13 protein-coding genes and 1 tRNA gene are annotated in these 11,380 nt (G+C 74.9%); 7 read left to right on the forward strand and 7 right to left on the reverse strand.

Features of this window, described 5'->3' with window-relative positions:
- Window positions 1-26: 26 nt before the first annotated feature.
- The 3 genes from B7L92_RS31255 to B7L92_RS31265 form a co-directional block, all read right to left on the reverse strand.
- Window positions 27-680, reverse strand: coding sequence for an HhH-GDP family DNA glycosylase (locus B7L92_RS31255; protein ID WP_081240694.1), 654 nt, complete (start codon window positions 678-680; stop codon window positions 27-29).
- 2 nt (window positions 681-682) lie between these two features.
- On the reverse strand, window positions 683-1,015 hold the full coding sequence (locus B7L92_RS31260; protein ID WP_004980171.1) for a DUF3140 domain-containing protein: 333 nt from the start codon (window positions 1,013-1,015) through the stop codon (window positions 683-685).
- A 104-nt stretch (window positions 1,016-1,119) separates the two neighbouring features.
- Window positions 1,120-1,602: a Dps family protein gene (locus B7L92_RS31265; RefSeq protein WP_081240695.1), complete on the reverse strand. Its 483-nt coding sequence runs from the start codon at window positions 1,600-1,602 to the stop codon at window positions 1,120-1,122.
- Window positions 1,603-2,054: 452 nt separating this feature from the next.
- On the opposite strand from B7L92_RS31265, the gene B7L92_RS31270 reads away from it, so the two are divergent.
- Entirely contained in the window at window positions 2,055-3,242 is a 1,188-nt protein-coding gene (locus B7L92_RS31270; protein ID WP_081240696.1) for a thiolase family protein, read from the forward strand.
- 86 nt (window positions 3,243-3,328) lie between these two features.
- Window positions 3,329-4,102 (forward strand): sulfite exporter TauE/SafE family protein, encoded by a 774-nt coding sequence (locus B7L92_RS31275; RefSeq protein WP_081240697.1) that lies wholly within the window; start codon window positions 3,329-3,331, stop codon window positions 4,100-4,102.
- 36 nt (window positions 4,103-4,138) lie between these two features.
- On the opposite strand, the gene B7L92_RS31280 is transcribed toward B7L92_RS31275, so the two are convergent.
- Window positions 4,139-5,545 carry a diacylglycerol/lipid kinase family protein gene (locus B7L92_RS31280; RefSeq protein ID WP_081240698.1) on the reverse strand — a complete coding sequence of 469 codons (1,407 nt, stop codon included), beginning with the start codon at window positions 5,543-5,545 and terminating at the stop codon, window positions 4,139-4,141.
- Between the two features lie 126 nt (window positions 5,546-5,671).
- On the opposite strand from B7L92_RS31280, the gene B7L92_RS31285 reads away from it, so the two are divergent.
- Complete coding sequence (locus B7L92_RS31285; RefSeq protein ID WP_081240699.1) at window positions 5,672-6,421, forward strand: cobalt-precorrin-6A reductase; 750 nt, start codon at window positions 5,672-5,674, stop codon at window positions 6,419-6,421.
- Window positions 6,422-6,491: 70 nt separating this feature from the next.
- Here B7L92_RS31285 and cobF read toward each other — a convergent pair whose 3' ends face one another.
- A complete protein-coding gene (gene cobF / locus B7L92_RS31290; protein ID WP_081240700.1) occupies window positions 6,492-7,283 on the reverse strand; it encodes a precorrin-6A synthase (deacetylating) in 792 nt (263 codons plus the stop codon).
- Between the two features lie 115 nt (window positions 7,284-7,398).
- Window positions 7,399-7,935, reverse strand: coding sequence for a DUF309 domain-containing protein (locus B7L92_RS31295; protein WP_081240701.1), 537 nt, complete (start codon window positions 7,933-7,935; stop codon window positions 7,399-7,401).
- Between the two features lie 99 nt (window positions 7,936-8,034).
- Between B7L92_RS31295 and B7L92_RS31300 the strand changes: the two genes are divergently transcribed.
- The 4 genes from B7L92_RS31300 (at window position 8,035) to B7L92_RS31315 (ending at window position 10,920) form a co-directional block, all read left to right on the forward strand.
- Window positions 8,035-8,108, forward strand: a tRNA-Pro gene (locus B7L92_RS31300).
- A 376-nt stretch (window positions 8,109-8,484) separates the two neighbouring features.
- A complete protein-coding gene (locus B7L92_RS41675) occupies window positions 8,485-8,721 on the forward strand; it encodes a hypothetical protein (protein ID WP_143626405.1) in 237 nt (78 codons plus the stop codon).
- Window positions 8,722-9,044: 323 nt separating this feature from the next.
- The gene (locus B7L92_RS31310; RefSeq protein ID WP_081240703.1) at window positions 9,045-10,028 is read left to right on the forward strand and encodes an aldo/keto reductase; all 984 of its coding nucleotides are present in this window, start codon (window positions 9,045-9,047) and stop codon (window positions 10,026-10,028) included.
- Between the two features lie 85 nt (window positions 10,029-10,113).
- Window positions 10,114-10,920 carry a DUF427 domain-containing protein gene (locus tag B7L92_RS31315; RefSeq protein ID WP_081240704.1) on the forward strand — a complete coding sequence of 269 codons (807 nt, stop codon included), beginning with the start codon at window positions 10,114-10,116 and terminating at the stop codon, window positions 10,918-10,920.
- Here B7L92_RS31315 and B7L92_RS31320 read toward each other — a convergent pair.
- Window positions 10,910-11,380 (reverse strand): GntR family transcriptional regulator (locus B7L92_RS31320; RefSeq protein ID WP_143626406.1); only part of this gene is annotated, 471 nt, incomplete at its 5' end. The genes B7L92_RS31315 and B7L92_RS31320 overlap by 11 nt on opposite strands.

Here is an 11,380-nt window from a genome sequence, read left to right on the forward strand (position 1 = left end):
GCGGGGGGCGGCCCGCCCGGGGCCGGTCAGGAACCGGCCCGGTCCAGGGCGTCCTCGGCCACCTTCCCGTCGACGGCCGCGCGCACCAACGCGGCCGCGAGGACGGCCGGTTCGGTCCGCCCCGCGAGGCCGGCCAACCGGTCCGGATCCTGCGGCAGCTCCAGCCGCCGCGCGCCCTGGAGCGCCTTGGCGTCCAGGTAGGGGGCGGTCCCGGGCCAGACGCGCTGGACCTCGCGCAGGAAGATGTCGGCGCCGGCCGGGCCCACACCGGGGAACTCCTGGAGCAGACGGCGCAGTTCGGGGATCTCGCCGCCCGCCTCCGCGCGCAGCCTGCGCAGGTCGCCGCCCCAGCGTTCGATCAACAACTCGGCTTCTGTGCCCAGTTGGGTCGCGGTGCGCTCGTCGTAGCGCCGGTAGCCGCCCCGGCCGAGGGCGTCCACCCGTTCCTGCCAGTCGGCAGCGGCCATGCGGCGGGGATCGCGCAGCCCCGCCTCGTGCAGGGCACGGGCGGTGGCCACGGCGATCGACCCGCGGATCCGGGCACTGAGCAGATGGGCCAGCACCAGCAGCCGGTACAGCGGCTGCGGGGTGTCCCTCAGCCGGATGCCCGCCTCTTCCGCGTACGTCCGGCCGTGGACGTCGACGAGCGCGCGCACCACCCGCTCGTCGCGGCCGGCCACGGCTACGCCTTGAGCGGGTCGTGGCCGAGCGTCATCAGCCGGTGCCGGAGGCCGGTGTCCTCGGCGGCGGGCTCGTTCTCCAGGTCCGCCTGCGCGGTGACGGTGTCCACGACCTCCTGCATCACGCGCAGGTCGTCCTCGGTGAGGTCGGTGCGCCGCTTCTGCAGGATGGCGAGGACGTGCTGCCCGGTGCCGGTGCCCGCCTGGTCCGGCAGCGGTTCCACCTCCTCGTCGGCGTCGCGCACCCGCAGCCAGGCCGCGAGTTCCGCCGAGGTCATGTTCACCACGCGGTGGAAGTCCTCCCACAGCGCGTCCTGTTCGAGGGCGTCGCTCATGTTGTGCCCCTTACGTGCGTGCGTGCGTGCTCCGGCCGGGCGCGGGTCCGCGGAGGGACGCGGACGCCGCCGCACCGGCCCGTTCCGTGCCGGTGCGGCGGCGGTCAGGACTCGCCGGGGAAGTTCGCCGCCTCGAACATCCACCGCTGCTTCTCCAGCTCCGCGGTGATCGAGATCAGCAGGTCCTGGGTGACCGGGTCGGCCTTCTCGGTGGCGTCGATGCGCTCGCGCAGCCGCGTGATCGCCGCCCCGAGCGCCTCCGCCAGTACCTGCACGGCCTCCGAGTCGCGCAGCCAGCCCTCCTTCGGGGCCGGCAGGGAGAAGACCTTGGCGATGGTCTCCGGGCGGCCGTCCGGAGACACGCCGAGCGCCGCGGCCCGCTCCGCCACCGTGTCGGCCTGGGCGCGCGAGACGGAGACCACCTCGTCCAGATGGAGGTGGATCGAGCGGAAACGCGGGCCCACGACGTTCCAGTGCGCCTGCTTCCCGATCAGCGACAGCCCGAGCAGGTCCACCAGGGTGTCCTGGAGGGCCTCGCAGGAAACCCGGCGGGCCTCGTCGGGCAGGGTGCTCCTCACAACGGTCATGGGATGCTGCTCCTCCTCGATGTGTCGGTGGTCTCACGGAAGCGGTGCCTCGCCCGGAGGGAGGGCGACCCGGGGTCCTCCCCACGTGGTCGGAGCCCTCACTCCGGGCGGTGTTCCGCCACCGCTCCCTGAACGCGCGGGTGCCCCCGCCCTCTGCCCGCAAACCCGGCCCGGCCGCCGCCGGGAACGTCTCGGCCTGCGAGAACGCCGTCCGGGAAGCGCGTCGGACCGTCGAACGCCCTCGCCCCGCAGGTCTCGTGGAACGTCTCGTTCCGGGCGTCGGGGCGGGGGCGCTCGCGGACGCCGGACACGGGATCCCCGGGCGGAGCCGGTGCGGTCCCGGGGATCTTCCCAGGGAGCCGGTCGGCGGTCTATAGTCCAAAACTAGCGGTGCTAACCACGTAAGTCGCCGGTCACGGCACAGCCCCCGGCATCCGGTCAGGAGTCCCCTCGTGCGTCCCGTCCACTTCGCGGCCGCCCGCCGCACCCCCCTCGGCAAGCTGCGCGGAGCCCTCTCCCCGGTCCGGCCCGACGACCTCGCCGCCACCGTGATCCGGGGTCTGGTCGCCGACGTGCCCGCACTGGACCCGGCCCGCGTGGACGACGTCTACTGGGGCGCCGCCAACCAGGCCGGCGAGGACAACCGCAACGTCGCCCGCATGGCCGCGCTGCTCGCCGGGCTCCCCGAGTCCGTCCCCGGCGCCACGGTCAACCGGCTGTGCGCCTCGGGACTGGAGGCCGTCACCACCGCCGCCCGCACCATCGCGGCCGGTGAGGCCGACATCGTGATCGCGGGCGGCTCCGAGTCGATGAGCCGCGCCCCCTTCGTGCTGCCCCGCCCCGACGAGGCCCTCCCGCACCGTGTCGAGACCGCCGACACCCGGCTCGGCTGGCGGCTGGTCAACCCCGCGATGAAGGACCTCCACGGTCTGCTGTCCATGGGGGAGACGGCGGAGGAGGTCGCCGCCCGGTACGGCATCCCGCGCGAACGCCAGGACGAGTTCGCCCTGCGCAGCCACCGACGGGCCGCCGAGGCGCGCCGCAGCGGCCACTTCGACGACGAACTCCTGCCGGTGAGCCGCCCGGACGGAGTCGTCGTCGACACCGACGAATGCATCCGCGAGGACACCTCCCTGGAGAAGCTGGCCCGGCTGAAGCCGGTCTTCCGCGCGGGCGGCTCGGTCACCGCGGGCAACGCCTCCCCGATGAACGACGGCGCGGCCGGACTGATCCTCGTCAGCGAGGAGGCCCTGAACGAGCTGGGCCTGGAGTCGCTCGGCCGCTACGTCGCCGGTGCCTCCGCGGGCGTCCACCCGGACGTCATGGGCATCGGCCCGGTCCCCGCCACGCGCAAGGCGCTGGCCCGCGCCGACTGGGCCGTCGGCGACATCCAGGAGGCCGAGTTCAACGAGGCCTTCGCGGCCCAGGCCCTGGCCTGCGTGGACGGGCTCGGCATCGATCCCGACCTGGTCAACCCGAGCGGCGGCGCGATCGCCCTGGGCCACCCGCTGGGCTGCTCCGGCGCCCGCATCCTCACCACCCTGCTGCACCGCATGCGGCGCACCGGCGCGGAGCGCGGGCTGGCGACGATGTGCGTGGGCGTGGGACAGGGGAGCGCGGTGCTGGTCGAGAGGCACTGACCGGGGGACGCGGTCAGGACGACGGGTGCCACCAGGCGAGACGGTCCTTACGGGCCCGGTTGCCTGCACATACCATCGGTCCCCGCATGAACACCATGACCCTCTGGGACCTCAACGGCTGGGAATTCGCCGCGCTCGCCTTCGCGGCCCTGCTCGTCGGCTTCTCCAAGACCGCCGTCAGCGGGGCCAACACGGTCAGCCTCGCCATCTTCGCCGCGGTGCTGCCCGCCCGCGCCTCCACCGGCGTCCTGCTGCCGATCCTGATCGCCGGTGACCTCCTCGCCGTCCTCACCTACCGCCGGCACGCCCACTGGCCCACGCTGTGGCGGCTGTTTCCGGCGGTCGCGGCGGGCGTGGTCGTCGGCACGGTGTTCCTGATGTGGGCGGACGACGGGGCCGTACGGACGTCGATCGGCGCGATCCTGCTGCTGATGGCCGGGGTCACGGTGTGGCGGCGGCGGAAGACCGGGGCGGAGGGGGAACCGGACGCGGTCACCACCCGCGCGGGCCGGGCCAAGGCGCGCTCCTACGGCGTCCTCGGCGGCTTCACCACCATGGTCGCCAACGCGGGCGGGCCGGTGATGTCGCTGTACCTGCTCTCCGCGGGCTTCCGGAAGATGGGCTTCCTGGGGACCTCCGCCTTCTTCTTCCTGATCGTCAACACGTCCAAGCTGCCGTTCAGCGCCGGGCTCGGCCTGATCGACGCCCGGTCGCTGCTGCTCGACGCGGCACTCGTGCTGTTCGTGGTGCCCGGCGCGCTCCTCGGCAGATGGGCCGTGGACCGGATCAACCAGCGGCTCTTCGAGCAACTGGTCATCGCCGCGACGGTGGTGGGCGGCCTGCAACTGCTGGTGCGCTGAGCCGCGCGGCCGGCGGGGGACGGCCGGCGGGGCCGGTCAGGAGGGCGGGGCCGAGGTGCCCGATCCGCTCGGCTCGTGCCGGCCGGCCGGTCCGTGCGGGTGCCGCAGCCGGGCGGGCGCGGCCGTACGGCCGACCGTCGCCGCCAGCTTGCGCAGCCGCCGCCAGTCCAGCCGCGGCGGAGCCTTGGTGACGCCGGGCCGCCTGCGCGGGACGCGGACCCGGAGCACGCCCGGCGCGATGCGGCAGCGGACGGGCGCCGGCAGCACCATGGCCTCCCCGTCGACCCCGGCCTCGATCTCCGCGCGGTCCGCCTCGATGACGACCTCGGGAGCGGTCAGCAGGGTGAGCCCGCTCGGCTCGGGGTTCAACAGCAGCGCGGCGGCGTCCACGGCGCCCTCCAGCCGCACGCCGAGGACGCCGAGCACACCGGAGTCGAGCCGTTCACGCCGGCCGAGTCCGAAGGGGTCACCGGTGTGGTACGGGTTGTTGCTGATCAGCACGGCCTGCGGAGCGGTGATCGTGGTGTCCCCCGCGCGGGCGACCAGCCGGGGCCCCTGCTGGCCGGTGAGCAGGTCCGGCAGCATCTCCAGGCTGGTGCCGAGCTTGTCGTCGCGGTAGGCGGGGCTCTGCACGATCGCCGCGTACGCGCCGAAGGAGGCGTTGTTCACGAACGGCTGGTCCCCCGCGAAGCCGAGGTCGACGCGGAGCTCCACGCCGTCCGTCAGCGCGTCGAGGCAGGCGGCCGGGTCGCCGCGGTCGAGGCCGAGGTCCAGGGCGAAGTGGTTGCGCGTCCCGGCGCTGATGACCAGGAACGGGACGTCGTGCTCGGCGGCCACGGCCGCGACCAGCGCCTGGGTGCCGTCGCCGCCCGCGGCGCCCAGCAGATCCGCGCCGTCCGCGACGGCGGCCCGGGCCAGTGCGGTGACGTCGTGCCGCTTCTCCGGGTCGAGCAGGACGACCCGCGCCCCCATGCGTTCCGCCTTCTCCCGCAGCCGGAACCGGCCCACCTTGCCGCCGCCCGACCGGGGATTCATGATCAGCACCGGCCGCCGGGGCGGCGGCAGCCGCCGCTCCCGGACGGGGACCGGCTCGCCGCCCGTCCCCCGCAGCGCGAACCGGCCGCACCACACCGCCAGGCCCCACAGGGCCAGGGACACCAGCAGCGCCCAGAACAGGGTCGCGGCGAACAGGGTGATCACGGCGACGGGCACGCACACGGCGACCAGCGCGGCCCCCCACCGCAGCGGGCCCCGCAGCGTCAGCGTCCACCACACGGCGGACGCGCTGAGCCCCAGCCCCAGGACCCCGCAGGCCAGCAGCAGCAGGCCGCGCAGCCCGCCGTAGACGAGGGGGGCCGCCACCGCGAGCACGGCGGCGGCCAACGCCCCCCGCGCCGCCCACCGCTGGGCGCGGTAGCGCCGCCCGCTCAAGTCCACGGCCATGATTCCTCCAGTCGACGGCGTCATCGTAGGACGTGTGCGGACCGGTGCGCGGCCGGAACCCGGTGCGGATCGCCGGCGGCCGGGGCGGCGCCGGACGCGGCGTCCGGCCCCCGTACCCTCGGCGCCATGTCCCCGCACATCCTGGTCCTCGGCGGCACCACCGAGGCACGCGAACTGGCCACCGAGCTGACCGCCCGTCCGGGAACCCGGGTGACCACCTCGCTCGCCGGACGCGTGGCACGGCCGGGAGCCGTCGCGGGCGAGGTGCGCGTCGGCGGTTTCGGCGGCGCGGAAGGACTGGCCCGCTGGCTGCGCGAGCAGCGCGTGGACGCCGTGGTCGACGCGACCCACCCCTTCGCGCGGACCATGACGGCGCACGCGGCACGGGCCGCGGCCACGACCGGAGTGCCCCTGGTGGTCCTGCGCCGGCCGGGCTGGCACCCGGGCCCGCGCGACGACTGGCACCCGGTGCCCTCGCTGCACGCGGCGGCCGACCTGCTGCCCCGGCTCGGACGCCGGGTCCTGCTCACCACGGGCCGCCTGGGCCTGGCGGCCTTCGCCCACCTGACGGAACCGCGTTTCGTCGTCCGGTCGGTGGAGCCGCCCGAACCGCCCCTGCCGCCGCACACGCACGTCCTGCTGGACCGGGGCCCCTACACGGTGGCCGGTGAGACGGCGCTCCTGCGCGAGCACCGCATCGACGTGCTGGTGACGAAGGACAGCGGCGCGGCGGCGACGTCCGCCAAGCTCACCGCGGCCCGCGACCTCGGCCTGCCGGTCGTGGTGGTCCGGCGCCCGCCCCTCCCGGACGGGGTGGCCGCGGTCCCCGACGCGGCGGCGGCCCTGCACTGGCTGAACGCCCTCGACCGGACGTGACCGGCCATGACCGGCGGACCCGCCGCGACCACGCCCGGACGGGCCCGCGCACGCCCGGTCCGCGCACCGCCTACTGCTCGGGCGTCCGGCGCCGCAGCAGATACGTGTCCATGATCCAGCCCTTGCGCTCACGGGCCTCGGCGCGCAGCCGCTCGATCCGGGGCGCGGCCTCGGCCAGCGGCCCGGAGACGAGGATCTCGTCCGGGGTGCCGATGTAGGCGCCCCAGTAGATGTCGAGGTCCTCGGCGCCCTCGCCGTCCTGGCCGGCGTACCGCCGGAAGGCCTGGTGGGCGTCCAGCATCACCACCACGTCGTCCACGCCCTCGGGGAAGCCCTCGGCGAGCCGCCGGCCCGTGGTGATCTGGACCGGGCGGCCGACGCGGTTGAGCCCCGTCCGGTGCCGGGCGACCAGCGCCGAGACGCTGCTGATGCCCGGCACGACGTCGTACGCGAAGGCGACGGCCCCGCGCCGCAGGACCTCCTCGAGGACCGCGAGCGTGCTGTCGTACAGCGCCGGGTCCCCCCACACCAGGAACGCGCCGGTCCCGTCCTCGCCGAGCTCCTCGGCGATCAGCCACTCGTAGACGTCCGCCCGGGCGCTGCGCCAGTCCCCGACGGCGGGGGAGTAGGCCGCACCGCCGGCCGACCGGTCCCGCTCCGGGTCGCGCGCCTCGACGACCCGGTACGTCCCCTCCGGCACGTGCGCGTCGAGCATGTCCCGGCGGAGCCGGGTGAGGTCGGCCTTCACCTCGCCCTTGTCGAGGAGGAAGAACACCTCCGTGTCGCGCAGCGCCTTGACCGCCTGCAGGGTCAGCTGATCGGGGTCGCCCGCGCCGATGCCGATGACATGAATCCTTCGCACGCCCCGAGTCTGCCGCACGGCCCCGGCCCCGCCCGCACCGCACCCCGGTCCGGGACCCGTCCGGAGCCGGAACCCATCGGGAGCCGGAGCCCGCCGGGAGCCGGAGCCCGTCCTCCTACGCGGCCCCGCGCAGCCGGGGCGCCCGCGCCGCCGCCTCCACGGGCGCGCCGCCGTCCCGTTCCACCTCCGCGGCCAGCTCCCGGGCCCAGGCGACGACGCCGTCGAGATCGATCCCGTGCGGTCGCCGTTCGCCCCCGGCCCCCGCCGCCCACTCCTGAGCCGCACCGGCCCCGCGCCGCAGCAGCCGCGCCCCGCCCGTGGCGTTCCCGCGCGCGGCATGGGTGAGCCCCACGGCGAGCTGGGCCAGCCCCCGCCACAGCTCGCGCTCCTCCCGCGGCCCCGTCTTCCAGGCGTCCTCGAACACCTCGTGCGCGTGGAACGGCCTGCCCTCGTCCAGCAGCCGCTGCGCCTCGACGACGCTCTCCTCCGGACGCCGGACGACCCCCTCGGGCTGCCGGGGCACCCCCTGCGCGCCGTACGGCAGGGGCCGCCCCAACCCGTCCCGCGGCCGGGCGTTGCGCGCCCGCCCCTCGCCGTCACGGTCCCGCGCGACGGCCGTCCGACCCGGTGATGTCCTGTCCGTGCTGCCCATACGCCGATTGTCCCCCGCCCGCCCTCGCTTCGGCACGGGGCGCGGTGTGGGGTAAAGTGCTGTTCGCGCGATCACGCGGTTCACCGCACGTGAGCGCACCGGGACGTGGCGCAGCTTGGTAGCGCACTTGACTGGGGGTCAAGGGGTCGCAGGTTCAAATCCTGTCGTCCCGACGGTGCAGAAGGGCGTGAAGCCCGGCTCAGGGCCTTGTTCCACTTCGGTGGGGCAGGGCCCATCGGCGTTCTCGGGGGCCGTCGCCCCAGGTATTTCCCGCGCTTTCCCGCAAACGCCGTTGACCGGGGCCGGTCGAGCGGTGCAGTCGACTCCTCCTCGCCGCATCCGGGACGCCCGCGCGAGCGAGGGTGCTGCTTGAATGCTTCGGTGATCGAACTGGTGGTCGTTCTGGTGGCGGTCGGGCCGACGGCGTGGCTGCTCCGCCGGAAGGTGAAGCAGCGTGCGGACAGTGCGGCCCGGGGGGAAGTGATCAAGGTTCCCTGCCTGCTCCGGCACCCTTCGCTCGAAGGGCGGTGGCTCCGAGGACGGATGCTGGTGGGTCCTTCCACGCTGGCGTGGGAGCCCCGCACCAGGGCCGGTGCGGGGGTGTCGCTTCCGGCGGGGCTGCGACAGGTCGGCGAGCGTTCCCCCACGCGGCGCGAAGCGATGAGGATCAACGGCAGATCCAGGATCGTCGAGTGCGACTCCTCCGAGGGGACCGTTCTCGTCGTCGTGATGCCGAACGAGCTGGGACACGTGCTCACGGCCTTGAGCAGGAACGAAACGGAGTGAACGGCGGCCTTTCGTGCCCGGGTGGGTCGAGGGCGAAGTGCTCGGAGCGGACGCGGTACCGCCGCCCGTTGACCCTGGCCGTCGTGCGCGGCCCGCGGGCGCTCCCCGGTGGTGGCCGGGGAGCGCCGGGGCTGCGGCCGTTGGCGGGTCGCCGACGCCGGTTTCCCGCGCGGGGTGCCGACATCGCCCGCCTGCGGGTGCGCGGTCGCCGGCCCGCCGCGGCCGGAACAGGGCGCCGTTGCGCTTGACTTGGAGCGCTCTTCAAGCTGAAGACTCCCTCTCCGTGCCCCGGCAGGCGGGGTGCGGGACACGAGGGAGCAGGCATGAAGTACCGCACGATCGGCACCGATCCGCGGACCCGGCGCGAGGTGAGCGTGCTCGCGCTCGGCGCGATGCTGTTCGGGTCGGTGACCGACGAGAGGACCTCCTTCGCCGTGCTCGACCGCTACGTCGAGGCCGGCGGCACCTTCATCGACACCTCCGACAACTACGCCTTCTGGACCGACGGAGGCCAGGGCGGGCAGAGCGAGGAACTGCTCGGCCGCTGGCGGCGCAGCCGCGGGATCGGCGACGAGGTCGTGATCGCGACCAAGCTCGGCGCCCGCCCGCTCGCCCCCGGCACGAGCTACACCGACAATCCCGAGGGCCTGTCGGCGAAGGTGATCCGGGAGTCGGCGGAGCGCAGCCGGGAGCGGCTCGGGACGGAGCGGCTGGACCTGCTGTACGCGCACATCGACGACCACACCGTCCCCCAGCGCGAGACGGTCGAGGGCTTCGCGGCCCTGGTCGCCGAGGGCACGGTGGGGCTGCTCGGCGCGAGCAACCAGGCCGTGTGGCGGGTGGAGCGGGCCCGCTCCCTCGCGGCGGCGGCCGGGCTGCCCGGCTACGAGGTGCTCCAGTACCAGCACAGCTATCTGCGTCCCCGCACCGACGTGCCGGAGGACCTCTTCCCCGACGGCAGCCTCGGCCACGCCGGCGCCGAGACGGCCGCCTACCTGCGGGCTGAACCCGGACTGACCCTGGTGGCCTACTCGCCGCTGCTGAAGGGCGCGTACACCCGCCCCGAGCGGCTGCCCCGCGACTACGACCACCCGGGCACCCCGGCCCGTCTGGCCGTGCTGCGGGAGGTCGCCCGGGAGACCGGGGCGACGGCCAACCAGGTGGTGCTGGCCTGGCAGCTCGGCCACGAGCTGCCGGTCGTCCCGCTGACCGGGGTGTCCTCGGTGGCCCAGTTGGAGGAGAACCTGGCGGCGGTGGACCTGGAGCTGACGGCGGAGCAGCGGGCCCGGCTGGACGGGGCGCACTGAGACATCCGCGTCCGTCGGTGGGACCGTGGGAGGGGGCCCGGACATCCGGACATCCGGAGCCGGACACCCGGAGGGAGCGCCGGCCATGACCACCCATCCCGCCGCCCGCGCCATGCGGGCGACCCCCGAAGGCCTGCTGTGGGAGCCCAGCGAGCGCTGGGTGCGCGGTACCGCGGGCGGCGTCACCGTCGTCGACAGCCGCCACCCGCTCCTCGTCTGGGAGCCCCGGCTGCCCGTCCCGCAGTACGCCTTCCCCCGCGAGGAGGTGCGCACGGACCTCCTCCGCCCCGCGCGGAACCCGCTCACGGGCCGGCACACCGGCTCGACGGTCTTCTACGACCTCGAGGCCGGCGGTGAGGTGCGCCCGGACGCGGCCTGGACGTTCCCCGCGGACGACCTGGCCGGCCACATCGCCTTCGAGTGGTTCTCGCGCACCGGCACGGGACTCGACCGCTGGTACGAGGAAGAGGAGGAGATCTTCGTCCACCCCCGCGACCCGCACACCCGGGTGGACGCCGTGCCGAGCAGCCGCCACGTCCGGGTCGAGATCGAGGGCACGGTCGTCGCCGACACCCGGTCCCCGGTACTGCTGTTCGAGACCTCCCTGCCGACCCGCTACTACCTCCCGCGCCAGGACGTCCGCCTGGACCTCTTCGAGGCCACGGACCACAGCACCCGGTGCCCGTACAAGGGCACGGCCGGCCAGTACTGGTCCTGGCGCGGCGGGGGTGCCGTACCGCCGGACGTCGTGTGGAGCTACCCCGACCCGCTGCCCGCCGTGGCCGCGATCAGGGGCCGGCTCGCCTTCTTCAACGAGGCGGTCGACCTCACCGTGGACGGTGAGCGGCTCCCGCGCCCGGTCACGTCCTTCAGCGCGAGCCTCAGGACCTGACCAGCAACTGGAAGTCGAACGCGTACCGGGACGCGCGGTAGATGTGCCGGCCGAACTCCACCGGCCGCCCCGTGTCGTCGTAGGCCGTGCGCTCCATGGTGAGCAGGGCGGCGCCCTCTTCCTCGTCCAGGCGGACGGCCTCCTCCGCCGTGGCCGAGCGGGCGCCGACGGTCTGGCGGGCGCTGTGCAGGACGATGCCCGTCGCACGCATCATGCGGTACAGGCCGGTCGACTCCAGGCGGGCGCCGTCCAGGTCGAGCAGGCCGCACGGGAGGTAGTTGCACAGCAGGGCGACCGGCTGGCCGTGGGTGCCGCGCAGGCGTTCCAGGAGGACCACCTCGCCGCCCTCGGCCACCCCCAGGGCGGCCGCCACGTCGGCGGGCGCCGGGACCGTCTCGTTGCGGACCACTCGGGTGCTCGGGCCCTGTCCGGCCGCCTCCAGGTCGTCGTAGAGGCTGCT

The sequence above is a fragment of the Streptomyces viridosporus genome, assembly GCF_002078235.1.
GTDB lineage: Bacteria > Actinomycetota > Actinomycetes > Streptomycetales > Streptomycetaceae > Streptomyces > Streptomyces viridosporus.